This window comes from Agarivorans sp. D1326 (genome assembly GCF_056958115.1).
Genome location: NZ_JBTWEN010000001.1, coordinates 412,146 through 435,953 on the forward strand (window position 1 = coordinate 412,146; position 23,808 = coordinate 435,953).

At 43.3% G+C, this 23,808-nt stretch carries 23 protein-coding genes; 2 read left to right on the forward strand and 21 right to left on the reverse strand.

Going from position 1 to position 23,808, the window contains the following annotated elements:
• Positions 1-3: 3 nt before the first annotated feature.
• Positions 4-1,050 carry a pseudaminic acid synthase gene (gene pseI / locus ACYFDN_RS01800; RefSeq protein WP_483509803.1) on the forward strand — a complete coding sequence of 349 codons (1,047 nt, stop codon included), beginning with the start codon at positions 4-6 and terminating at the stop codon, positions 1,048-1,050.
• A 25-nt stretch (positions 1,051-1,075) separates the two neighbouring features.
• Positions 1,076-1,486 (forward strand): hypothetical protein, encoded by a 411-nt coding sequence (locus tag ACYFDN_RS01805; protein WP_483509804.1) that lies wholly within the window; start codon positions 1,076-1,078, stop codon positions 1,484-1,486.
• 37 nt (positions 1,487-1,523) lie between these two features.
• Here ACYFDN_RS01805 and ACYFDN_RS01810 read toward each other — a convergent pair whose 3' ends face one another.
• The 21 genes from ACYFDN_RS01810 to flgF form a co-directional block, all read right to left on the reverse strand.
• Positions 1,524-2,267: a class I SAM-dependent methyltransferase gene (locus ACYFDN_RS01810; protein ID WP_483509805.1), complete on the reverse strand. Its 744-nt coding sequence runs from the start codon at positions 2,265-2,267 to the stop codon at positions 1,524-1,526.
• Complete coding sequence (locus ACYFDN_RS01815; RefSeq protein ID WP_483509806.1) at positions 2,264-2,722, reverse strand: GNAT family N-acetyltransferase; 459 nt, start codon at positions 2,720-2,722, stop codon at positions 2,264-2,266. The genes ACYFDN_RS01810 and ACYFDN_RS01815 overlap by 4 nt, the downstream gene beginning before the upstream one ends.
• Positions 2,712-3,674, reverse strand: a complete 963-nt coding sequence (locus ACYFDN_RS01820) for a hypothetical protein (RefSeq protein WP_483509807.1) — start codon at positions 3,672-3,674, stop codon at positions 2,712-2,714. Before ACYFDN_RS01820 ends, ACYFDN_RS01815 begins: the two co-directional genes overlap by 11 nt.
• Positions 3,671-4,633 carry a hypothetical protein gene (locus ACYFDN_RS01825; protein ID WP_483509808.1) on the reverse strand — a complete coding sequence of 321 codons (963 nt, stop codon included), beginning with the start codon at positions 4,631-4,633 and terminating at the stop codon, positions 3,671-3,673. The genes ACYFDN_RS01820 and ACYFDN_RS01825 overlap by 4 nt, the downstream gene beginning before the upstream one ends.
• Positions 4,617-5,330, reverse strand: coding sequence for a WbqC family protein (locus tag ACYFDN_RS01830; protein WP_483509809.1), 714 nt, complete (start codon positions 5,328-5,330; stop codon positions 4,617-4,619). The genes ACYFDN_RS01825 and ACYFDN_RS01830 overlap by 17 nt, the downstream gene beginning before the upstream one ends.
• A 16-nt stretch (positions 5,331-5,346) precedes the next feature.
• Positions 5,347-6,420: a DegT/DnrJ/EryC1/StrS family aminotransferase gene (locus tag ACYFDN_RS01835; RefSeq protein WP_483509810.1), complete on the reverse strand. Its 1,074-nt coding sequence runs from the start codon at positions 6,418-6,420 to the stop codon at positions 5,347-5,349.
• Positions 6,417-8,069, reverse strand: coding sequence for a glycosyltransferase family 4 protein (locus tag ACYFDN_RS01840; RefSeq protein WP_483509811.1), 1,653 nt, complete (start codon positions 8,067-8,069; stop codon positions 6,417-6,419). The genes ACYFDN_RS01835 and ACYFDN_RS01840 overlap by 4 nt, the downstream gene beginning before the upstream one ends.
• An 89-nt stretch (positions 8,070-8,158) precedes the next feature.
• Positions 8,159-11,029, reverse strand: a complete 2,871-nt coding sequence (locus ACYFDN_RS01845; RefSeq protein ID WP_483509812.1) for a motility associated factor glycosyltransferase family protein — start codon at positions 11,027-11,029, stop codon at positions 8,159-8,161.
• 12 nt (positions 11,030-11,041) lie between these two features.
• Positions 11,042-11,371 (reverse strand): hypothetical protein, encoded by a 330-nt coding sequence (locus ACYFDN_RS01850; protein ID WP_338625631.1) that lies wholly within the window; start codon positions 11,369-11,371, stop codon positions 11,042-11,044.
• Positions 11,368-11,775, reverse strand: coding sequence for a flagellar export chaperone FliS (gene fliS / locus ACYFDN_RS01855; RefSeq protein ID WP_406611092.1), 408 nt, complete (start codon positions 11,773-11,775; stop codon positions 11,368-11,370). The genes ACYFDN_RS01850 and fliS overlap by 4 nt, the downstream gene beginning before the upstream one ends.
• A gap of 20 nt (positions 11,776-11,795) precedes the next feature.
• Complete coding sequence (gene fliD / locus ACYFDN_RS01860) at positions 11,796-13,223, reverse strand: flagellar filament capping protein FliD (RefSeq protein WP_338625627.1); 1,428 nt, start codon at positions 13,221-13,223, stop codon at positions 11,796-11,798.
• 12 nt (positions 13,224-13,235) lie between these two features.
• Positions 13,236-13,658 carry a flagellar protein FlaG gene (locus tag ACYFDN_RS01865; RefSeq protein WP_338625625.1) on the reverse strand — a complete coding sequence of 141 codons (423 nt, stop codon included), beginning with the start codon at positions 13,656-13,658 and terminating at the stop codon, positions 13,236-13,238.
• 79 nt (positions 13,659-13,737) lie between these two features.
• Entirely contained in the window at positions 13,738-14,553 is an 816-nt protein-coding gene (locus tag ACYFDN_RS01870) for a flagellin N-terminal helical domain-containing protein (protein WP_338625623.1), read from the reverse strand.
• A 557-nt stretch (positions 14,554-15,110) separates the two neighbouring features.
• A complete protein-coding gene (locus ACYFDN_RS01875; RefSeq protein ID WP_483509813.1) occupies positions 15,111-15,929 on the reverse strand; it encodes a flagellin N-terminal helical domain-containing protein in 819 nt (272 codons plus the stop codon).
• A 211-nt stretch (positions 15,930-16,140) separates the two neighbouring features.
• Positions 16,141-17,355, reverse strand: a complete 1,215-nt coding sequence (flgL, locus tag ACYFDN_RS01880) for a flagellar hook-associated protein FlgL (RefSeq protein ID WP_483509814.1) — start codon at positions 17,353-17,355, stop codon at positions 16,141-16,143.
• 6 nt (positions 17,356-17,361) lie between these two features.
• Entirely contained in the window at positions 17,362-19,335 is a 1,974-nt protein-coding gene (gene flgK / locus ACYFDN_RS01885; protein ID WP_483509815.1) for a flagellar hook-associated protein FlgK, read from the reverse strand.
• 7 nt (positions 19,336-19,342) lie between these two features.
• Positions 19,343-20,353 (reverse strand): flagellar assembly peptidoglycan hydrolase FlgJ, encoded by a 1,011-nt coding sequence (gene flgJ / locus ACYFDN_RS01890; protein ID WP_483509816.1) that lies wholly within the window; start codon positions 20,351-20,353, stop codon positions 19,343-19,345.
• 1 nt (position 20,354) lies between these two features.
• A complete protein-coding gene (locus ACYFDN_RS01895) occupies positions 20,355-21,455 on the reverse strand; it encodes a flagellar basal body P-ring protein FlgI (protein WP_016402471.1) in 1,101 nt (366 codons plus the stop codon).
• Positions 21,456-21,479: 24 nt separating this feature from the next.
• A complete protein-coding gene (gene flgH, locus ACYFDN_RS01900) occupies positions 21,480-22,154 on the reverse strand; it encodes a flagellar basal body L-ring protein FlgH (protein ID WP_016402472.1) in 675 nt (224 codons plus the stop codon).
• A gap of 26 nt (positions 22,155-22,180) precedes the next feature.
• On the reverse strand, positions 22,181-22,969 hold the full coding sequence (gene flgG / locus ACYFDN_RS01905) for a flagellar basal-body rod protein FlgG (protein WP_016402473.1): 789 nt from the start codon (positions 22,967-22,969) through the stop codon (positions 22,181-22,183).
• Positions 22,970-22,985: 16 nt separating this feature from the next.
• Positions 22,986-23,732: a flagellar basal-body rod protein FlgF gene (flgF, locus tag ACYFDN_RS01910; RefSeq protein ID WP_483509817.1), complete on the reverse strand. Its 747-nt coding sequence runs from the start codon at positions 23,730-23,732 to the stop codon at positions 22,986-22,988.
• Positions 23,733-23,808 lie beyond the last annotated feature (76 nt).

Below are 23,808 nucleotides of genomic sequence, written 5' to 3' on the forward strand. Positions count from 1 at the left end.
TCAATGAACGAATTTTCGATTGCAGACCGTCAACTAGGTCAGGCTTTTCCGCCCTATATCATCGCGGAGCTGTCTGCAAACCATAATGGTTCTTTGAAAAAAGCCTTAGACACTATGGTCGCGATAAAAAACGCCGGTGCGGATGCAATCAAAATCCAAAGCTACACGCCTGACACAATGACAATTGAATCTGACATGCCCGGCTTCTTGATTGAAGATGGCCTGTGGGAGGGACAAAGCCTCTACCAGCTTTACGCTAAAGCCTACACTCCATTCGAGTGGCATAAAACACTTTTCGACAAAGCTAATGAGCTAAACATCACTCTATTTTCTTCTCCCTTTGACGAAAGTGCAGTAGATTTATTAGAGTCACTTAACGCTCCAGCTTATAAAGTCGCCTCATTTGAATTGGTGGACCTCCCCCTTATCGCCTACGTAGCAAAAACGGGTAAACCAATGATCATGTCTACTGGCATGGCTAACCTTGAAGAAGTATCCCAGGCGGTTCAATGTGCCAAGCACAACGGCTGCAAACAGCTGGTACTACTTCATTGTATTAGTGCTTATCCATCACCAGTTGAGCAAGCCAATTTAAACAGCATGAATAAACTGGCAGAAGAATTTGACTGCTTAGTGGGGCTATCTGACCATAGTATAGGTCACCTCGCAGCAATTAGCGCCACTGCTTTAGGTGCAAATGTCATTGAAAAGCACGTAATTTTGGACCGAAATGACGGTGGCCCGGACTCATCATTTTCTTTGGAACCTAATGAATTAAAAGAATTATGCGAAGTAACAAAACAATCGCATGCCGCTTTGGGTCGCTCAGATATAGCAACTCAGCAAGCTGAACAAACCAACCTAAAATTTCGACGTTCAGTGTATTTTGTGCAAGACCTGCCAGCTGGTAGTGTTATCGAAGAAAAACACCTACGGAGAATTCGCCCCGGTTATGGCTTAGCTCCAAAAGAGATGGAACAGTTAATCGGCAAGACCCTTTTAAAGGATGTGTTACGAGGCACCCCTACCTCTTGGGATTTGGTTAAATAATTACGACTAAAAGGACAGAATAGTTATGTCAGAGAAAGTAAACATTGTGGAACTAATGCAAGGTGCGGCGCAAGATGCGATTGCTTTTGCAAAAGGAAATTACAACTGTGAACTCGACTTTTCCGAGTCAAGTGTGTCTACGGTTAGCAACATTATTAGTAATATCGACGCCTTGTCTATTGACGATAAAGAGCTGTTTACTCTCTCTTATTTGTTCGGCGCGTATGTGGGTGAGGTATTTATTCAAACAGTAGGTGGAAGCTGGCTCTATCAGGAAGAAACGGAAGATGAACCTCCACAAACCTTCGTACAATTCAAAGAGAATACCATCGCTTTTCCTAGCAAGGTCTACCATCAGTTACTGGGTTCAGAAGAACAAGATCTTGATGAATACTTCGCTGAATTAGTGATAAGCCACAAAAATAGCGCCAACTAAACTACTTACTGGGCACGTTTCAAGAACGTGCCTTAGTTCATTCACCTTTCTCACAGACCAGCATAATACTTGAACACAAGTCTGGGTATTGGTGCCCTAACTCATAGCAGCCTTGCAGGTACTTCTTGCTGATGATGTCGGTTTGTAATAAGCGATCCCATTGGAAATTAGCAAGAGCCTTGAAAAATATGCCGCTACGGTAAATCACCTTTAGCCCAGCAGCTTTCGCATCACGCTCTAAAGTGTCAAGCGTATAAGTACAGCGGTGCCCGTGTTCTTGCTCTCCAGGCGTTACGGCAGAATTATGAGAAATCAGCCCCATTTTCACTGCTATTTGGCGCGAAGGTGCATTAGCGTTGGGACAGACTAAAAAAAAACGCCCTTTAGCGCCTAACCACTCTTGGTTAATCCGCTTTAGTACTACAACTGGATCGTCTACATGCTCCAACACATGTGTCATTACAATGTTGTCATAGGTTTCAGGTAGTGAGACATCTTCAAACCGACCATTAACGAAAGTGGCTTGATCCCCTATTTCCTGCTTGGCTACCTGCAAAGCATCACTTGAGGCTTCAACACAAGTGAGTTGCTCGCTTACCGAAAGCAAACGTTTACTAAAGGCACCTTGAAAACACCCAAGCTCTAAGCTTGAACCTTCACGCCAGAATGCCTTAAAGGCCTGTAACATAAATGGGTGCATCACGTCAAAGTCGAAGCTGTAAGCATACTGACGCTCTGCGTTATCGATAATTTCTTGGTTGTAATTCCGTTCTTCCATCATTGCGTACTCTTTAAGGTTTTTTCCAGTCGCAGAAGGCTTGGTTGATTTTGCACTGCGTGTTTCGTAAAGCCATTACGTTGGTAAAACGCTCTCGCCCTATCATTAGCGCTTCCAACTTCAAGTCGAACAGTATTCAACTTATTATCTAGAGCCAAGTACTCACACTCTTCCAGCATTGTCTTGGCATAATGACTCCCTCGCCAAGACTCTTCAAGGCTAATATTGGTAATAAATACAAACTCTTCATTCAAGTAAAAAGCCAGTAATCCAACTAGCAGCTCATCTACCCATAATTCTAATCGTTGCGCCTTGCTAAACAGCTTTTCCGCATATTGATCTAGGCAAACCGTTGAGCTCAAATGCGGAGAGAAACTGTCATCGCAACGCAGTAAGTGTTGGTTAATTTGATTAGCTTGGGCTTTGTTTAACAGCAGTATTGGTGACTTAGCGGACAAGTTGAAATGCTCCAAAACCATTGCGGCCAAACTGGTTGCCGTTGTAGAGCAGAAATATCTCTCCGTCACAATGAAACCAATGCGGGTAGCACTGCATATCGGCATCCCAACCACTTTGAGGAAATTCCATGCCTAATTGCTCATCACACCGCTCCCAGTGATGTAGATCGCTGGATACGGCATAACCTAAGCGATATCCGCGCGCTGGATTAGATCTGAAATCGGTTGAATGACGGTAACAGAACACCATATGGTAGCGGCCATCAAATTCGATCACAGATGGTAGCGCCATACTTTCCTCTGGCCCTAAGGCATCGGCAATAATTTGCTTACCTTCTTCTTTATGCCAGTCAATGCCATCATCGGAAACAGCATGACCAATTTTATATACTCGCTCGGCAACATCGCGCGTTGGCGAGCTTAACCACTCAGTGCCAAACATATACCACATATGAAACTTGCCTTGGAAACGCTGTACAAAGGCATCACCTACGAGGAAGGGCTCTGCTAATGAGGAGCTGAGTATTGGCCCTTTGCCTAAACGTTTAAAGCTTTTCCCGTGATCATCACTAATCGCTAGGCCGACTGATGTCTCGACGCTTACCGATTGGCGACGACTCCAACCACAGGTATAGGCATAAACCTGATCACCGACAGGTAACGGGTTTAAAGGGAAGATCCCATGTTCATCAAAACATCCCAACTCCCCTAGGGGGAGCACTGGTCTATCGCTTACTGCTAGCAACGAAGACAACTGTTTATCAAAATCAGCAAAAAGAATCTGGCTAACGAACATACCTAGCTTGTCTACTTGTCTAGCAGCATAATAGATGCGGACCCGATCATCCAGAACCAGGGCTTGCGGTGATTGAGCAAACTCCTTGCATCCGGCTGGCAGCTTGTGTTCTGACGGATTAAATATTTGACCAAGTTTGCGCCACTTAAAACTCATAACGCCCCCTGTAACTCGGCTAAACCAAAACCTTCACGGCCAACCCCATTTCCTAAATAAAACATGTATGTCCTGCCGTCGAGGTGAAGCAAGTGAGGGTAGCTCATCATTTCGCTGTCCCAGCCTTGCTCTGAGATATCTATCCCAAGTTTAGCATCTTCTCGAGTCCAGTTTTCCAGGTCCGTTGAGCTTGCATAGCCCAAACGATAACCTCCTTCTTTCCCCCGGAAGTTAAGGCCCTGTCGATAACAGTAAAACATATGAAACTTACCATTAGCCCAAATCACATCTGGACTCGCTTGCGCTTCATTTAAACCTAACTTATCGGCAATTAAATTTTGGTTTAACTTGGTCCAATGCTGACCATCACTAGATACTGCCAAGCGAATTTTGTAAACTGGCTCGGGCTTATCTACCCCGTTTTCTAGCCAGTGACTACCCGCGATATAAAACATATAAAGCTTGCCGTTAAACTCTCTAATTTTAGGTCCGCTCAACACAAAAGGTTCATGCAGGCTATAAGATAAAACTGGCCCACGCCCTTGTTTGGTAAAACTCAGCCCTTTATCTTGACTCTTAGCCCAACCAATCGCAGTGTTAAATGGCACACTGCTGCAGCGAGTCCAACCCGCAAAATATGCCCACACTTCTTGGCCTCTTCGGACCACTGACATTGGATAGACGCCAAATTCATCAAACTCTCCACGTCCACCAGGACTCAATACTGGCTTGTTAGAGACGGCAATAACTCGAGTTAAATCATCCTTAGATAAGTCTACGAAACTGCAATAGCTGGTATATTGGCCTGTGTCGGAAGCCAGACCTCTGCATGAAAAGAAAATTCGAACTCGGTCATCCAACACCAAGCTAGCAGGAGCTTGCGCAAACTCTTGCATCCAGCTGCCTTGGGTGTGCTCAGCTACCTTAAAAATTAGGCCTTTTTTAGTCCAGTGATACATCGGCGGCTCCGAGTAAACTAAAGTCGTGTTTAAGCATCTTTTTCACCAATGCTAAGTCATTCCACATAAGTACATCAAGGATAGAAAGGTGGGAGTAAAACCCTTCCGATGCTTGCGGATAAGGACGAACTTGATACTCCAGAAACGCCAAATGCAGGCCCTGTTCAGCAAAGCGTGTGTGGCTATACAGTTCCGTGCCACCGATGGGGTTAACATACCGCTTCGCTTCCATCCGTTGGCAAAGGTCAATAACCCGCTCTTCGGCTTGTAACAACTGGTTCCCTGTAAAGCTAGAACTGGCGAGCACCGGAGTAGTAATAGATAAGTGCTCCGCTACAACGCTGAGACTATTGGCTAAGAAGTCAAACAAGTTTGTGGAAGGGTGATTCACAATGCGCTCAAACAAGCTGATTGTGCTCTCAAAGCTAGGAGCTTTTCGGTAGTTTTGGCTAACTTTGGCAACAAGCTTGCCTCGTTCTTTGCCCCAGGTACCCGCCAGTTCACGTTCGTCAATATTTGCATAATCAGAGGCTTTTTTTAGCGGTAAACCGATGTAACTGGGCTCGCCATTCGCCAAAACTCTATTCCGTTGGATCCAGCCTTTTTTAGTAAATTGGATGTTGTCGTAGATAACGAATCGATCGACATGATTAAACAACTGAAAATAACCCAAATAAGGTAGAAAATACGGCTGCATGATCCCTAGGTCCATTTTAACCTCGCAACGCTGCAATGATGGTTTTACAAATAAGTCGGTGCTGTTGGTTAGTCAATTCAGCGTATAAAGGTAAACACAAAATTCGTTCTACTAGTTCTCTGGAGTTAGCCATAATGGCAGCATCGGGATACACCGTATCTAAGGAGGGGCTAAAATAGACCCTTGGGTTAATACCATTACGTCGCAGACCTAAGTCAACACGGTCGCGCATCTCTGACGTCTCAAATATAACTGGGCAATAGGCGTTACTCTTCGAGAATTTTGGGTTAATAAGCTGAAAAGTCACATGTTGAGTTAATGCGCGCTGATACATTTCCATAAGCTCGGCTCTTCGCTCTAGGATCCACGGCATATCATCAAGTACACACAGACCCATTGCCGCATGAAACTCACTCATTTTAGCATTAGTACCAAAGCCACTTAGCTGCCCTGACTCATTAATCCCAAAATTGATCATTGCCTTAGCTTGCTCATAGACATCATTATCTTTAAAGGCTACCGCACCGCCCTCTACAGTGTGAAAAAGCTTAGTAGCATGAAAGCTCAATGTACTAGCATCTCCATACTGCAGGAGGCTACCGCTACCATTGCGCACACCAAAGCAGTGTGAGGCATCATAAATTAACTTTTTCTTGTGCTTATTAGATAATTTATCTAAAGCTATAACGTCACATGCATTACCAAATACATGAACAGGGAGAATAGCGCTAACTTCATCATCTAAGCCTTGTTCCACGGCATGGGGCTCCAGATTAAAGGTGTCTTTAGATACATCAACAAACTTGGGCTTAAGCGCTCCCCAAGTCAAAGCACCAGTGGTTGCGGCAAAAGTAAACGGAGTAGTGATGACCTTGCCCTTTATTTGCAAAGCATTAAAGGCCAATGACAGCGCTGCTGTGCCATTACAAACTAGCAACAGATTACTTACCCCTAAGAACTCACTCAAGCGTTGCTCAAGTTCTCTTTTGAGCGGTCCGTTATTAGTTAAGTGACAGCTATCGAATATTTTGTCGACATACCGCTTGTACTTTTCTCTATTGGGCAAATAGCTTTTGGTCACGTTTATCATGCTCCCTCCATAGGCAAGGGCATAGCCATATCTTTCAGCAACGCCTGATAAGCTACTGAATCATCTAACTTCGGCTCATTTCGCTTGATAGCCAAGTTACTTTGTTGCAAATAAAAATCCGTGTCGTTATGGCAATTCAACACAAATTCGGCTAACTGCAACCAAGTAGTAAAGCAGAAGTTTTCTCCCGCACTCCAGGCCACATCACTGTAGCTCGCCTCTAGCGCTGCGACAGGTTTGCCGGCAGCGAGCGCCATTACGCAGCCAGTGCCACCTCCGACTCGATCGGGATTTATGAACATATCACTAAGATGTATAAGGCTATACAGATCCTTTTGGTGACCATGAACGAACACTCGCTCAGAAAATTCTTTTAGCTGTTGAGGAGCTTGCAAGTTTGCGGTCCCAACAAAGGCCACCGCAATATTTGCAGACGCAGAAAGCAACTGATACAAACAGTCACACATTGCCGCGTCCACTTCTGCATGTAAACGAGAACCAACAACCACTAGCACAAATTGTTGTTCACTCCAGCCTAGTTCTTTACGGCTCAATTCAGTGGAAGCAATATGTCGATGGGGGTAATGGTCCGGGGTAAACTTGCTGTCTTTAAACTTTGTGTAAGCTAGGTGCTGTTTATCTACTTTGGTTCTCAATAACGCCGGGCTGTAGATAGTGACAGGTGTATCGGACACAGTCGGGAAACAAATCGTACTAAGCCCAGAGCTAGCAAGATACTCAGACATTAAGTTGCTATCAGACAAAGAGATGACCAACTTGGGCTGTTGTTTAATCACCGCATCCAGTAATGTCTTTTGACTTATCAAGTCTGAACATTGAAGAAACTTGAAATGCTCCTCCCCTCTGATCACTCTGCTATACGTGTGGCCATTGGCTCTAAAGTCGGTAATTACCTCCGAATCAACATGGATGTCATAACCCGCCAGAGAAAACTGTTGTACGGAATTAAAAGCGCCGCCGCCAATGAACAAAGATTCAGCCTGAGTCGGAAGTATGTTGGCATTGATGACTACCGTACTGTAACCAAGCCCTTGGTAAAAAGTCGCCATATCGGTACAGAGTCGAGTCGGCGAATGCTTTGGGCCAAGAAACTGATTAGTTATTATAAGGATTTCTACGCCATCAAGCAGTTCAGTAATAGAATCATCAGTCGCTGACTTAGTTTGCTCAGCCTCTAATTGGTTAATAGCAACTTTATATTTCTCGAATAGTGCCGAGAAAGCTCTATCTAAGATGGTATATCGGAGGTTATCTTCAAACTGATGGCGCTGTGCAAAAACTTTAGAAACTAAGTTCCAGTATATGTAGTTTGATACTTCAAAGCTAAAATCGATACTCCCACACAGCTCTGAGAGCCGCTCCACAGAGCTGAGTTGTTGCCCTTGTGATAAATCTATACTGTAACGGGCAATCAGCCAATGGTCACTAGTCATAGCCAGAGACCCGAGTTCACCAAGCAACATCTCGTAGATAGGCTTGGCGGTCTCCCCTCCCTGCTGCAGAGCGACAATAAATTGACTAAGAACTTCACGTGCTGGAGTTAACCGCAGTGGCGATGCTAGTTCGCCATAGACCTCTTTCAGGACAGGATAACTTTGCCAATCTACTAACAGCGACGATTCAGACACCTTTAAGCCTACCTTTAATCAATTCGTTTGATAATTTTAAAGCAATACTTAGGCCAAAAAATCTATCTTTGTTAGTCTCTTATTAATACTTAGTTAAAGCTAGCACCAGCCAATGGTGCTGCTGTTTGATCAAATTCACCGTAATGCTCAAGATAAAAACCTTTCGCATCGTCTAAGTAATTCTTCCAAACTTCAATCGCTTCAGCCAAACGAGACATACACAGCGCTTCATCTTCATCAGAAAACGCCAAGCGAGTCATATATGTGAGACAAAACGCTCCGCTACCTCGAAGTAAAAAATAAAGCAAAGAATGGGGGTCTTCGGACGCTTTCTTAAACAATCTTCCTTGCTCTGCCATCATTTCGAGTGTTTGCTCCCAGCTAATGCATGGCTCATCCCACAAGGCCCGTATCGGTTCAAAACTATCAATGAAGTTATCTTTACGATAAAAACCTTCAAAATCTTCAACACAAGAACCAAGCTCTCTTCGATAAGCTTTACTGGCAAGTCGATGCTTAAATCCCGTCTTATCCAATGCATTATTTAATAACAGCACTGAGTCAGGTTGCAGCGGCATGGTTCCTTCTATATACGCTCCATCACTAGTGTTATAGCACTCAACTCTAGGGAACTCCGCCAGCGAGGTTGCAATAATCTCCGCAGAAAATTTAAATTCATGCTTGGTATAAACCTCGCTTTCAAAATTTCCTTTCACTCTAAACCCAATACCATGACGGCCATAATCATATAGTTGCTCTCCATCCTTCTTATAGTATGCAGAGTGAACACTGTGGTGCTTCGCCAAGTCCTTAAAGCCTAAGTCAACACCAAACAGATAAAGTTGTTTAAACCCTAGTTTAAGCAGGGAAGAAATAGCGCAATTAGACACTGTTGGATAGGAATATAGTATACCTTGGTATTCCGCAAAGCTTTCGTCCATACGGCCGTATGCCACAGTGGAAGCCTCCCCCAACTTCATACCCAAGAAGCAATCTTTAAACATGGCAGCAACATTAGGATGGACACCACAAACCGATAATAAAGAGATCTGCTTTAACCATTGCTTATCAGGGACTTGAGAAATCCACAGTGTTGTTGCATTAGTTTGCTCAACTTCCGCATGGAAATCAGGTTGGATACCCAACTCATACAGCGCCTTTAAGCTTGTTCCACAAGACACAAGGATCGCTTTATCACGGTTTTCTTTGATCACCTCTACGCAAGAGTCCAGAGACGGCCCATTACCGATGACAAAAACCGGCGTTTCAGCTAACTCTTCAGTAATATCCTCTGGCTTATCTTTGAGTAAAACGTGCGTAGAACTTTGCTTTAACAGATGGTTAGTATGAGTAATATTGAACAGTGAATGATCATAATACTCCATGATATTGGTGAGGATCTGAAATTGCTCACGAGTGGCTCGAATACTCTTATCTAGCTCCTCATCAAAATAGCTCGTGAAGAAAAAAGTATATGAGAGAATATTAATGCCTTGAACATGCATCCGCAGATGGATGTCATTAAACATATTACTGCCATCATCACCAACATTAAGGTAAATGTGGCGCTCTTCTTCATCCGCAACTCGGAGTATTTCGGCCCAGTCTATCGTAAATAAAGACGCATAGAAGAAGTCCCAGCTAGGTTCATAAAGAATGAAGTTATCAACTTTATGCTGAAGCAGTAGTTGTGAGACTTGGTAGCCCAAACCACAGCCATACATAATGAAAGAAGGTATCTTCTCTGGCAACTGTCGGCTATCACTGGGAAGCTTCTGAACTAGAGCGCGAAGTTCATCGGAATATTTGTAATGTAAAAATGGACTTGGCTTTCGCAGAATATAACGAGCATCGAGTGTTTCGATTCTTGGTGATTTCAGGTAATGCTCAAAGAACTGCTCAGACTCTCCTTTAGGCGAACGTTGGAACAAAACATCACCACTCACTGCATGGAATAAATTAAGCTCACCATCTGGCATGCTAAACAGTTTCCACTGGCTCAACTCATAATTTTTAAATGCTTCAGCAATATCAGGAAAACGCTTTTCTAATGCGGCAAAATTTCGTTGAAAACGACTAGAGACTAAGGCCTCTTCAATAACACTCTGACTAGATGTTTCAGATTTCGAGTACCAATTAATCAACGGTAAAGTGCACTCATACTGACGATCACGACTGATAGCTTTAGGCGCAAAGCTAGAAAAACTAGCTAAGCCCACTTCACCTTTAGCAACAGCTAGTTCAAGTTGGTTAAACTCGCTATAGCTATAGTGGCGTTGCAGGCAACACTCCACAAGCTGGTGCTGCTTGACCCACTCATCAATGTGAGAGAAGCTCTCTCTACCTTCAACCCCGCCAACCATGGCAACTTCGCAGCCATTCTGGCTGGCATAACGTAACACCGACATCCAGTTAGCACTGTACAAAGAAATATGCAAAAGTTCGAGTGATGGCTCAACTATAAGCAAACGCTTCCATGGCTTTAGTGATAACAACTTATCAATGTGCAGCCCCAAGCCACAACCTAATACAATAAGGCTGTCACAAGTCTCTGACAAAGGCTGATAATTATCTGACAAACCGGGAAAATAACTGTCAAGTTTGGCTCCTGGAGCGGGATCAAATGTCGGATTAGGAGTCTGACTAAGCTGACGTTGAGCTTGCAAAGCTTGTTTAGAAAAACTAGTGACTTGCTGCTCTACATGAAGAGAAGGATTAACGTGATACAGCGCCCTCCCTTTGTAATTGTTACTTACATTTAGGTGCTTGGTTCGGGTCACAAAAGGAGCGTATTGCTTAAGAATATAAGCGCCGACCAGCTCAGATAATGAAGGGAAAAGCGTAGAAAAAGCTTTGAAGTTTTGAGCAAAACGACGCTTAGTATAAGCGCCCATATTGGCTTCTAGCTTAGATTGAGTCTCTTCGTCAGTATGAATCTGAAAATTGACGTTAAATAGCATGCAGACCTCAGATTAGGTATTTTGATTGTACGCCGAGCTAACTTTCCTCCCTCTACGCATTTTTCCAAGCTTTTCACTTGTCTGTTGTTTTTCAAGCGCTAAGGCTTCAAATACTTGTTTCATTTGAGCCACATAATCAACAATCAGCTGCTTATGCTCGCTAGGCATGTCTTCTGTGCCAGTGCTAAAAAACGATTCGACTTGTTGTGCGTGCGATTCTAACCTTGCTAAGATTTCTTCTTGATCAATGAGGCCTTCGACAAGATCTTCTTTTAACTTAACCAACAACACACTTGCTTGTTCAATTTGAGCTTGCAGTAGATTGAGAGAGCGGTCACTCATCGTTGGTTATAAGCTTCAGTTTTTGCTGACTCTGGAATTTGATCCCATGCCGATTTAATTGGTAGGAATATTTCCATCACCTCAGCAATAATCGTTGCATCATTGTTGATGCTAGCTTCAGACAAACGTTCGAGCATAAAGTTATACAAATCTTGTAAATTGGTAGCTATTTCACCACCTTTCTCATGGTCCAATGTATCTCTAAGAGAAGTAATGATGGAAGTTGCCTTAGCAATTGGTTTAGCTTTGCTAGAGATATCATTACGCTCTATACAACCTTTGGCTACTGACAGGTTTTCTAATGCAGTTTGCATTAAGAGCTGAGTAATCTGATGCGGATCGGCAGTAGCTATTTGATCTTTAATACCTACTTGTCGATATTGATTAATTCCATGTTTGTACATGCATTACATCCTATAAATTATTAGCCGAGCTGGCCCATTATATAGGACATCTGGCTATTAAGCGCACCCATGGTTTGGTCGAATGCGGTGTATTTGGCTCTTAACGTTGACTCATACTCAGCCATTCGCTCTTTCAAAGCAAGGTCAGCGTAGTCAAGGTCTTTAAGTTGTGAGCGAGTTGTATCTTCACGCGAGGCTAACACCCCGCCAGTTTGCTCATAACTTTTGGTAAAGTCGTAAAATGTATCGACTATGCCATTCTCTCCTGCAAAAATCTCGCCAAGTTTATCTAAATCACCATCTACCCACTCTTTCAATTGACCTTCATCAAGCGTTAATTGACCACTTTCATCCATCTCAATACCAAGAGCATAAAGGGTAGTTACACGTCCTGGCTGACTTGGGTCCTCAAAGCCAGTAGTGCTCATTTTACCTAAACTGTACTTCATTGAGCGGAACATGGCATCACCACTAAGCTCTTTACGACTACTGTCTTCGCCTTCTAATACCTTATCCGGCTTACTGTACTTGTCGATTTCTGAGATTATTTTGTTGTATGCGTCAATAAAACTACGAACACTTTCAACTGCCGCGTCATCGTCAGGTTTTATTTCGAGTGTAGTAGAGGAGCTAGTCAAAGTATTGACGTCTATAGTCACGCCAGAAATAACATCACTGAAAGTATTAGTATTGCTAGTAGCCTCAATACCGTTTACTGATATGCGCGCTTCCGAAGCGCTTTTAGTTACTTGAGTATTACCAATTAAAGCATCCAAGTCACCATTAGCGGTACCACTTGAGATTATCCGCAAGTCATTTGGGTTACCATTAGCTGGATCAGCATCATCGTCAGCACCCGATTTTGAGGAGTCGAACACCAGTTGAGTACCAGTTCCAGTGTTGATTAAGTTCGCGCTTACACCAAAGTTTTCGCCTGCTTCATTTACCGCCTCCCGTAATTGTGACAAGGTCATGCCTGCGGTAACTTGAACAGTGAACGTTTCTTCATCGGTGCCAGAACCTGCTGCAAAAGTTAATTCACCCTCGGTATTAGCAATAACTGTAGAACTAGACGCGTATTCAGTTTGAGTGGCTACTCTTGAACCAGATGCAAGAGATAGCACCTCAACGTCATAACTGCCATTTGTAGCATCATCCCCAACCGTTACTCCGAATGGTCCACTATAACTCTCTCCACTAACATTACTCCCACCGACAAAAGCGGAGCGAGGGAAAAATGTGGTGGGCTCCTTGGCTTTGTCTAAAATACCAAGAAACGAACTCATAGCTGACTTAATTGATCCAACTGCTGAAAGGGTTACATCGAGCGATTCACGCCGCTCCTGAAGTCGTGCTTCTTGAGGTACTTTAATTGCATCAATAGAAACTTCAATTAAGGCCTCTAAATCCAAGCCACTACCAATACCTGCTGCTGTAATACCCGTCATAGCACAACCCTTCTATACAATTTGATCTACAAACAAACCCGTGGTTTGTCCGATAGCATCTTGGAACTTTCTTAAACGCTCTTCAAGTTGACGGTACTCTTCTGTCGGGATTTCTCTAATTAACTCATCAGTACTTCTATTAAGCACTGAAGTGAAAAATTGACCATCTCGCTCATCAACTACAAATTTTACGTCACGATCTTGCACCTCTAGTAGTTGATTCAGCGAACTAACTACATCTTCTACTTGAGTTCGGTCTTCCGTTTGACGTTCTTTTTGCTCAGCTTCTTGCTCAGCCTTAATCTTTTGCTGCTCTTTCTGAAGCGATAACTGTGCCACTTCCATTTTTTCAGCAGCACTTACTTTCTGCTCTTTGCCAACGGCCAAACCAGTAGTGAGGTTTGAAGCAGAAATGGTACTTACATTGCTATCCATAAACCAGACTCCTTAAAACAAAGCAAGCCACACTTATTAGTATAAGTGCGGCCGCGTGTTTCTTCTATTATTTTGTCTATTATACGAGGGCTAACGCAGCCTGTGGACGTTGATTTGCCTGTGCCAAGATAGAGGTACTGGTCTGCTGAAGAATCTGAGATTTCGTTAACTCAGCAGTTTCTTTAGCAAAGTCAGTATCTTTAATTCGTGAACGTGCGCCGCTAACATTCTCTGAAATGTTCGACAAATTACGAATCGTAGATTGGAAACGGTTTTGCAACGCACCTAAGTTAGCACGTTCCGAATCCACCGACTTCAAAGCAGAATCAATTGCCGCCATTGCTGCAGAAGCGCCACCAGCAGAAGATACGCTGATACCACTTACGCCTAGTCCACCGGCAGTGATAGTGGTATTGATCGCTACATTGATTTTCTCACCAGCATTAGCACCAACCAAGAAGTCTGCGCTGTAGGCACCGTCTAAAAGCTTAGTTCCCCCAAAGTTGGTAGTATCACCAACACGAGTGATTTCTGCTTTTAATTGACTCACTTCAGCTTGAAGTGCTGCACGGTCATCACTGTTGTTTACACCATCTTGTGATTGAACAGCGAGAACTCGCATACGTTGAAGCATATTGGTTACTTCATCCATTGCGCCTTCAGCTGTTTGTGAAACAGAGATACCATCTTGTGCATTCATCACTGCACGATCCAAACCTTGGATTTGCGATGTCATGCGATTAGAAATTTGTAGACCTGCTGCATCATCTTTTGCACTGTTAATTCTGAAACCAGAACTTAAACGCTGATAGGCAGTATCTAAAGAATTACCAGAATTGTATAACTGGCGCTGTGCGTTCAATGACGACACATTGGTGTTGACAACTAATGCCATAATTTGAGCCTCCTAAGAAATCGCTCATCCTGATTGAACTATGTCAGGACGACCTAAACCATTTGTTAGTTGTTGAACCCCTGATTTATGAACTGTAAATCAAGACAACTTAAAAATGGACCAAAGTTTTATTAACTTCATATTTGTTAGCGGCAATGGAGGAAAAAGCTTTAGAAAAAAAGAGGAAATAAGCGGAATTTTTTTGCCGCGTTTACGGCAAGCCTTGTAAACACTGGCTTTAGGGACCAGAAAAAACTTCTAAACTCAGCTAAAAAACGATACATTTATAGTCATTGAGCAATAATTGAACGTCAAATTATTGCTGTTAATTATTGGCACGCACATTGCTTTATTATACTCGCAGTCTGAACCGCTGCGAAAAAAAGGCCAAGTGAGTATGCATCACTTGACCGTATCGCTCGAAACGATAGGAGATTGAGAGCGAAACCAAAGCGCAACTTATTATTGGTATGGAATTGAGCCTCCTAAGAGTATTAATTGCGCTACTGCAGTCTGAGGACGGTGGATTGAACCCCCACCGTCCTTTCTTTTTTATATTATCCAAGTAGTGATAGTGCAGCCTGAGGACGCTGGTTGGCTTGAGCCAAAATAGTTGTCGATGTCTGCTGTAGAATCTGGTTACGTGTCAATTCAGCAGTTTCTTTGGCAAAGTCCGTATCTTTAATACGCGAACGTGCTGCGGTTACATTTTCAGAAATATTAGACAAGTTGCGAATGGTAGATTGGAAACGGTTTTGCACCGCACCAAGGTTTGCTCGCTCTTCATCAATGACTTTAAGAGCTGAGTCAATAGCTGCCATGGAACCACTTGCACCGGCAGCAGAACTAACCGAAATCGTTCCAATACCCAAACCGGCTTGCGTGACCGAAGTGGCAATCGACACTTGAATATTCTCACCAGCATTCGCACCCACTAAAAAGTTTGCACTGTAAGAACCGTCAAGCAACTGAATTCCACCAAACTTAGTAGTTGTACCAACCCGACTGATCTCAGCTTTAAGCTGGCTTACTTCCGCTTGCAATGCTAGTCGGTCGTCTGTGTTATTAACACCATCTTGAGATTGAATGGCGAGAACACGCATACGTTGTAGCATGTTGGTTACTTCATCCATCGCACCTTCAGCAGTTTGCGCTACTGAAATACCATCTTGGGCGTTCATAACCGCACGATCCAGACCCTGAATTTGGGTGGTAAAGCGGTTTGATATTTGTAGGCCTGCCGCATCGTCCTTGGCGCTATTAATACGAAAACCTGATGATAAACGCTGAAACGATGTATCTAGACCAATACCTGAGTTGTAAAGTTGACGCTGTGCGTTAATTGATGACACATTAGTATTTACGTATAAAGCCATGATATTTCTCCTATCTATATATTAACCATTTATAGGTTTTATTAGTTGTCAGTTATTTTTTGTTTCTGACTTACCCTATATAACGGCAGCGCTTCAATATTCTTTAGCATTTATTTTTATTTTATTTATACACCCTAAGCGTCTAAATAAAAAAGGTTGCTTCAACATTGAAGCAACCTTTATAACGGCTGATAGAATATAAACTTTAGTGTTATAGGTAATTAAATAAAGATAATTGGCTAATTCTGCTATACGAGGAGTAAGAAGTGTTTAGAGCAAGCTCAGCTTTTTGTAGGTTGCTTACAGCCTCAGCGAAATCAACCTCGCTGAGGCTTGCTCTTGATTGCTGATTAATCACATCCATAGAAGCAGCAGCAGAGCGCACTGAATCCAAAGAGTTACCCCTCGCACCAAGGGATCCTAAAGTAAGGTTCACACTTTCCAACGAATTATCTAAACCTACCAAGAAATCAGATTGCGCCTCCAAAAAGTCACTTTCCACGAAATTGGGGTCTTCCAAGGCAATAATAAAATCAGATAGCATATTCAATATATTATCCTTCTCAGGCGGAGCCAATTCAAATGACTCGTTGGCACTACCTGCAACAGTCGATACTATAACTTCAAGCCCATTAAAGTTAATAGGTTCATTAGGTACATAGTTACCAGTTACGGGAGGAACTAAAGATGCACCAACACTATCCAAAATCTCATAAGTATCTGGCACTCCAGCGGTAGTTTGCACCTGGTATGTATTATTTGCTGGTGTAATAGGATCGTAATTTAATTTATGAAAACTGTCATAAGCGCGCTGGTCATTAACTACCGATGTAATATTAGGTGTTAGGTCATTAGTTCCAAAACGTTTAAATACATTATCAAAAACCTCCTGCCCAGTATCATTACTTTGAATATATACCGAAGAAGATACTTTTAATTCATTAACTCCCGCATCCCCCTGATAATTATAATCAGTTCCATCATACACATATGGTTGTTTTTGGGTTTGAAAGCCCGAAAATACATAACTACCATCAGCGTTTTGACTGTTCATAAAATCTAGCATTTGGTTTTGTATCTGACGCAACTCCTGTGCGAGCGAAGCACGTTCAGTGCTACCATTAATACCATCGCCTGACTGAACCCCCAATACTCTTGCTCGCTGCATGGCATTGATCATCCCATCCAAGGTTGACTCTTCGAAGTTAAGCGCATTTTCCAACAAGGTGCCATTCTTTAAATGCTGCTCTGTTAAGGTTATTTCCGTGGTCAAAAACATGGTTTTACTCATGTCCGAAGGACCGTCAGCAGCAGTTAGCAACTTCTTATTAGTGATAAGATGTTGGTTCATCTTCTCAACTTGTTGCTGAGAGTTAAGCACACCATTTAGTGAGTTTTGATACAAGTTAATACTGGAAACTCGCATAGTTTATTACCTCACTGAGCTTAGTAGAGTTTGAAAGGTTTCTTGCGCGGCACTAATCACTTGAGCTGAGGCAGCGTAAGCTTGCTGGAAGCGAATCAAATTTGATGCTTCTTCATCCAAATTAACGCCAGAAATTGAATTGTGCCGTTGGGTACTTTGTTCCAGTAAAGAGTTAGCTGCCGATGCCGCCACCCTTGCCTCACTAGTCTTACCACCAACAAAACTTACCACGCTGGCATAAGCATCGTTCATCGTCATTTTGTTGTCGCCACTAGTGGCTAAGCTTTTACGTACCAAATCTTGCTGCTGCAAATCAACGAGACGCAACGCATTGTAGTTATCGTTAAAACCATCGGTATTGTAACCCATGGTGAATACATCACCTTCTTGTACATCACCATCTATGTTTATTTCGTAACCTGGTGTTAATGCAGGCACTGCGTTCGAAAACAGCTGTTGACCTGCACTGGCAGCTGGTGCGGTGGCCATTAATACGCCCAAACCGTCATAAATTTCGTAATCGCCTACGGCATTGATGCGCACTTCGGCTGGGCCATTTACATCATATCCACCAGGTGAGGTAAAATCTGACGTTACAGGGTCAGTGTCATAAACAGAATCAATTGAAACCGTTGCATTTCCGCGGTTATTAAGTTCCCGCTCAACACGTATTGGTGAAGCCAAAGCAAGTTTCTCTGGTTGGCTCATACTCACTGTCATTGAAGCTGCTGCATCTCGCACCGGTTGAATAAGATGTCGGTCTCCAGCAGCAAAGGGGCCAGAAGAGAAATCCCAGTCCATACCATCAAGCTGAAAATTAGTTGGAGGGATGGTCCCTGCAATTACCGCATCAATGGGTTGGTCTCCATCATAGCGCTGAACTTCAAAGGTTGTCGCTGAAGTAAAGGTAACTCGGTAATCGTAAGGAGTAACTTCGCTACCACTGCCAGCAATAAAGCTTCCACTTATGGTTCCAGCAGTGGTATTAGTTGAAAACTCCTTACCATTAAAAGTTGGTAAGGTAAAAATGTCTCCACCAATATCGCCATTTAAGTCCATACCCAATCTATTTTGAGTATTAAACGCATCTGTCATTGCTATCGATAACTGACCTAATTGGTTACGACTAGTATCTAAAGTGGTTTTACGGTATTCCATTAAACCACCAATGGTACCGCCAATATCTTCTCGACCAATGATGCGTGTAGAGCCTGCCAGGCTCAACGTCATCTCTTTTTGAGTACTATCTGGATCACCATCAACAATCGACAATTTAGTATGGTCATCTTGTAGCACTAAGGCTTGGCCGGAGCGCATAAATACCAATGTTGAGCCATCATCTTGAACAATGGTATTGATATCTATCAGTTCAGCTAATTCTTTAATCGCTTGGTCGCGTTTATCGGATAGAATCGCATTGTTACCGTCGAGAGGGCTACCACCAGCAGCGATAATTTCTTTATTTATCTCGGCAATATTTGTAATTAAGGTATTTGCTTCTTCGGCTTTTTCAGTTATGTCTTGACTTAGGTTCTTCTCTTGAATTTGATATTGTTCATTTAAGGTTCTGTAGCGATCTGTCAAGGCGTTAAACTGAGACAATGCTAGCTCTCGAGTCGAAAGCGCAGTGGGATTATCAGTTGTTGCATGCAGCTGAGTAAAGGTATCGTCAAACTTGCTACTTAAGGATAGTGAGTCATCACTAAGGATCGCATCAATATGGCTGACCGACTCAAGGTAGGCATTACGGTTAGCGTAGGTAGAGGTATCACGAAACATTTGTGCTTGCGCAAACCCGTTTAACACTCGCTCAGTATAACCTTCGCGAACGCCGCCTAAGGTATCGGCAGTGTAAAAGGTGCGCTGTAAGCTGTAACCGGGTGTATTAACATTAGCAATGTTGTTACCTGTGGTCATCAATAAACGTTGATGCGCGGCAACCCCAGAAGAACCAATTGTAAGTAGGTCGTTCATTGCCATAGCTTAATTACTCCCCTTCAACCGCTTGTTGACTAAATTCCGCAAAATGTTTGCCGTCTAAAATCTGACCAATCTTATTGGCATATTGAGGATCGGTGGCATAACCAGCAGCTTGTAATTCCTTAGCGTACTGTTTTGCGTCCATGCCGTTGGCTAAAGCTTGTTGGTAACGCGGCCCTTCCACAAACGATAAGTAGTCTTTAACACTATCTTCAAATGAGTCATATGAGCGAAAGGCTGCTCGTTCTTGATTGGCTTGACCATTTCTATACTCTAAAGTGTTCACAACTGCCTTATCTCCCTGCCAGCGATTATCCGCTTTTATCCCAAATAGGTTGTGGCTACTTGAACCGTCACTATTTGCGATAACCTTTTTACCCCAACCCGACTCAAGCGCAGCCTGTGCAACAATTGCCATCGGTTCAATGCCTTTGTCAGCGGCCAACTTTTTGGCTACAGGCAAGATTGCTTGAATAAACTCTCCAGGAGAGGCAAAACTTTGCCGATTTATTGCCGCTGCTTCCTCAGTTTTTTCACTAACGGCAGCGCTGGCATTATCTTTTTCTAAAGTTTTGCTACTTGCGGCCGTTACACTAGTCGATTCAGCAATATTCTTGCCAGTTGTATCTGAGGCATTTAAAGAACGCTGTTGAAGATCAATATTTTGGCCACCACGCAATACAGATGCTGGCGTAACATTGGCTGCAGCGGGATCGAGCTGGGCCACTATTAAATCGGCAAGTCCTAAAGCACCAGAAGAAGATAATTCCAACGCCATTTGGTTATCATGCATGTCTCGGTAAGTTTGCGTGTGGCGATTATTTAATGGCGTATCACTTTCAAACAATTCATTACTCTTACGCATCTGTTTCATCAACATCTGCATAAACAAAGACTCAAACTGACTGGCAACTTGCTTTAGTGCCTTGTTCGGATCTTTTTGAGCAGCACTTCTTAGCTCATCTAAACTGGCTAAGTCATGGTAGTTTGCTGATTGTTTGACTGCGTCCATTGCCATGTTAAATCACCAACAACTCGCCTTGAATAGCGCCAGCTTGTTTTAGCGCTTCTAAAATAGAGACTAAGTCACCAGGAGCAACCCCTACCCGATTAACAGCACGCACCAAGTCGTCAAGCGATGCGCCGGGGTCAAAGTTGAACATTCTTGAGTCTTCTTCCGTTGCTTCAATTGTGCTCACGGTAGTTTCTACCGTCTCTCCATTGGAGAATGCATTAGGCTGAGAAATTAACGGGGTTTCGGCAATTTTAACGGTTAAACCACCGTGAGTAATCGCAGCAGGTAACAAGCGAACGTCTTTACCGATTACAATGGTACCAGTGCGCGAGTTAACAATAATTTTGGCTGACTCTGAGGCAGGTTCAAAGGTTAAGTTTTCTAATGTAGATAAGTAGGCAACACGCTGTCCGGGGTCACGTGGAGCGAATACTTGTACAGAGGCTGCGTCCATTGGCGTAGCAGTATTGGGGCCTACTAAGCCATTAATGGTATCAGCTAAACGTTTTGCAGTAGTGAAATCCGAGCGCTTAAGGTTAAAGGTGATTGTATCACCACTCATAAACGGTGAAGGCACCGAGCGCTCTACAATAGCGCCGTTAGGAATGCGACCAACCGTTGGTGTATTCGAAATAACTTTAGAGCCATCAGCTCCCTCTGCGCCAAAGCCTCCTACAATTAAACTCCCCTGAGCCAAGGCATATACTTCGCCGTCGGCACCTTTTAGGAAAGTTTGAATTAAACTTCCGCCACGTAAGCTTTTCGCTTCACCAATGGCAGACACGGTAATGTCAATAGTTTGCCCAGGCTTAACAAAAGCGGGTAATTCAGCATGTACAGCCACAGGAGCAACGTTCTTAATTTTTAAATTAGTCCCTGGAGGAACCGTAATCCCAAAGTTACGTAACATTGTTGCAAAAGACTGCTTGGCAAAATCACTATTTTTTTCACCTGTGCCAGGCAGGCCTACCACTAAGCCATAACCGGTTAATTGGTTAGAACGCACACCGGCAATGTTTGCTACGTCTTTAACACGTGCGGCATTTACCGAATTTGCTACTAAGCATAAACCCAAGCTCAAAATTACAATGCTTCGTTTAAACATAAGATTACTCCTAAAACTCAGGGCTTAGAATGGCCAAACAGGACCATTAAAGAATTTAGATAACCATCCCTGATTAGTGGTATTAGCAAAATCGCCGGTACCACCATATTGAATGCGTGCATTGGCAATGCGTAACGATGTAATAGAGTTATCTGGTGCTACGTCTTCAGGGCGTATAATGCCCGTTAAGCGAATATACTCATTACCGTTATTCAACATTAGCCATTTTTCGCCGCTAATGATTAGATTGCCGTTGGCCAATACTTGAACAACATTAACCGAAATATTGCCATTTAAGCTGTTACTTTGAGCAGCGTCGGCTTCACCTGTAAAATCACTACTTTGGCTTAAACCAAGTTCTATTGGATTACCGTTAATTGTAGCTACACCACCAGGTACTGTGATTTGGTTTAGATTTAAGTTCTTGTCTTTAGCCAACTCATTACTGGCTGATTTGCTGGCCTGAGTACGCTCAGCTAAGGTCACCACAATAATGTCACCAATCCGGTGGGCTTTTTTATCTGAGTACAAATTATTGGCGCCATTTTCGGTGAATAGTGAACCAGTAATTCTTGCTTCTACGGCCACATCTTCTGGATATACCGGCGCAAACTCAGGATCATCGGGCACTACGGCGGTGTTTACACTGGCACAGCCAGCCATTGCCATACAGGTTGCTACTACCATTAGTTTATTCATGAGCAATCCCTCTCTCTAAACTTTGATTACAGTTGCTGCGTTGCGAAGGTCAACATTTGGTCTACGGTTGAAATTACCTTTGAATTCATCTCGTAAACCCGTTGCGCCTCAATTAAGTTAACCAGCTCCTCGGTCACATTCACGTTTGAAGTTTCTAAAGAACCTTGACGGATAGCGCCTAAACCATTCTCTGATGCAATACCATTTTGGGGAGCACCACTAGCGCCGGTTTCTAAATACAAGTTTTGGCCACGAGGCTCTAATCCAGAAGGATTAACAAAGTCAGTAATGGTAATTTGGCCAATAACTTGACTGTCGGTTTGTCCAGGTAAGCGAACACTTACCTCGCCGTCTTCACCTACGGTAAAGCTTTGTGCATCTTCAGGTACTTGAATTTCTGGCTGTAAGGGATAACCAGATCCAGGTGTAACAATAGTGCCTTCATCGTTAAGACCAAATTGGCCATTACGGGTGTAAGCTGTTGTACCGTCGGGCATCAAAATTTCAAAGAAACCACGCCCATCAATCATTAAATCAAAAGCGTTATCGGTAGTTTGCACATTACCTTGGTCATGGTTTTTTTGAGTGGCGATAACTTTAGCACCGGCACCAATCATTAAGCCCGATGGCATAGTCGTGTTTTGAGACGAACGGCCACCCGGTTGGTTAATCGTTTGGTAAAGCAAGTCTTCAAATACTGCGCGACTTTTTTTGTAACCAACAGTACTGGCATTGGCTAAATTGTTTGAAATAACCGAGACGTTGGTTTGTTGGGCATCTAAGCCAGTTTTACTGATCCATAATGCGGGATGCATAATACGCTCCTTATACCTAGCTTAATCGCAACAAGTTGTTGGTTGCTTTTTCGTTTTCTTCAGCGGTTTTCATCATTTTTATTTGCATTTCAAATTGACGTTGCATGCTGATCATATGTGTCATTTCTTGCACTGGGTTCACGTTACTTCCTTCCAGCGCTCCCTTAACCAACTCAACGGTGGCATCGGGCAGATAAGGTTGACCATTGGTGGCACGAAATAAACCGTCGTCGCCTTTAGTTAACTCGCCAGCAAAAGGATTGCTTAGCTTAATTCGGTTAACTTCTTCCAAGGCATCGGCAGGTGCGCCTTCTGGCCTAATTTCTATGGTGCCATCTTCGTTAATTTCTAGCTTTTCAACAGGTAGGGGAATAATGATTGGCGCGTCTTGATTACCTAATACGGGCTGCCCTTGCATGGTTTGTAAAACACCAGCGGCTGAAATGGTAAAGTTACCATTCCGAGACAACGCTTCATTACCATCCTTGTCTTGGACCGAAATCCAACCTTCACCTTTAATCGCCACGTCTAAATCCCGACCAGTGGTTTTTAACAGACCATCGGTAAAGTTTTGAGTTGGGCGCTCGGTCATAGCAAATACCCGAGATGGCATGCCTGGCCCGAAAGCCTGCATAGAGCGTGCATTCTCTAAATCGGCTTTAAAGCCTGTGGTATTTGCATTTGCAAGGTTGTTACCTCGTACCGCGAGCGAGTGCATGTTTTGTTTTGCACCGGTCATCGATATATAAAGTAGTTGGTCCATGTCTATTTCCTACGTCAATTAGCTGACTCAAAGGAAATAAAGCAATTAGAATGCCAGAAGATAAAAGATGAGAAAT

Bases quoted from the DNA above. Each gene is read 5' to 3' on its own strand.
- pseI (WP_483509803.1), top strand. From the start codon at position 4: ATGAACGAATTTTCGATTGCAGACCGTCAACTAGGTCAGGCTTTTCCG.
- ACYFDN_RS01805 (WP_483509804.1), top strand. From the start codon at position 1,076: ATGTCAGAGAAAGTAAACATTGTGGAACTAATGCAAGGTGCGGCGCAA.
- ACYFDN_RS01810 (WP_483509805.1), bottom strand. From the start codon at position 2,267: ATGATGGAAGAACGGAATTACAACCAAGAAATTATCGATAACGCAGAG.
- ACYFDN_RS01820 (WP_483509807.1), bottom strand. From the start codon at position 3,674: ATGAGTTTTAAGTGGCGCAAACTTGGTCAAATATTTAATCCGTCAGAA.
- ACYFDN_RS01825 (WP_483509808.1), bottom strand. From the start codon at position 4,633: ATGTATCACTGGACTAAAAAAGGCCTAATTTTTAAGGTAGCTGAGCAC.
- ACYFDN_RS01830 (WP_483509809.1), bottom strand. From the start codon at position 5,330: ATGCAGCCGTATTTTCTACCTTATTTGGGTTATTTTCAGTTGTTTAAT.
- ACYFDN_RS01835 (WP_483509810.1), bottom strand. From the start codon at position 6,420: ATGATAAACGTGACCAAAAGCTATTTGCCCAATAGAGAAAAGTACAAG.
- ACYFDN_RS01845 (WP_483509812.1), bottom strand. From the start codon at position 11,029: ATGCTATTTAACGTCAATTTTCAGATTCATACTGACGAAGAGACTCAA.
- ACYFDN_RS01850 (WP_338625631.1), bottom strand. From the start codon at position 11,371: ATGAGTGACCGCTCTCTCAATCTACTGCAAGCTCAAATTGAACAAGCA.
- fliS (WP_406611092.1), bottom strand. From the start codon at position 11,775: ATGTACAAACATGGAATTAATCAATATCGACAAGTAGGTATTAAAGAT.
- fliD (WP_338625627.1), bottom strand. From the start codon at position 13,223: ATGACGGGTATTACAGCAGCAGGTATTGGTAGTGGCTTGGATTTAGAG.
- ACYFDN_RS01865 (WP_338625625.1), bottom strand. From the start codon at position 13,658: ATGGATAGCAATGTAAGTACCATTTCTGCTTCAAACCTCACTACTGGT.
- ACYFDN_RS01870 (WP_338625623.1), bottom strand. From the start codon at position 14,553: ATGGCATTAGTTGTCAACACCAATGTGTCGTCATTGAACGCACAGCGC.
- ACYFDN_RS01875 (WP_483509813.1), bottom strand. From the start codon at position 15,929: ATGGCTTTATACGTAAATACTAATGTGTCATCAATTAACGCACAGCGT.
- flgL (WP_483509814.1), bottom strand. From the start codon at position 17,355: ATGCGAGTTTCCAGTATTAACTTGTATCAAAACTCACTAAATGGTGTG.
- flgK (WP_483509815.1), bottom strand. From the start codon at position 19,335: ATGGCAATGAACGACCTACTTACAATTGGTTCTTCTGGGGTTGCCGCG.
- flgJ (WP_483509816.1), bottom strand. From the start codon at position 20,353: ATGGCAATGGACGCAGTCAAACAATCAGCAAACTACCATGACTTAGCC.
- ACYFDN_RS01895 (WP_016402471.1), bottom strand. From the start codon at position 21,455: ATGTTTAAACGAAGCATTGTAATTTTGAGCTTGGGTTTATGCTTAGTA.
- flgH (WP_016402472.1), bottom strand. From the start codon at position 22,154: ATGAATAAACTAATGGTAGTAGCAACCTGTATGGCAATGGCTGGCTGT.
- flgG (WP_016402473.1), bottom strand. From the start codon at position 22,969: ATGCATCCCGCATTATGGATCAGTAAAACTGGCTTAGATGCCCAACAA.
- flgF (WP_483509817.1), bottom strand. From the start codon at position 23,732: ATGGACCAACTACTTTATATATCGATGACCGGTGCAAAACAAAACATG.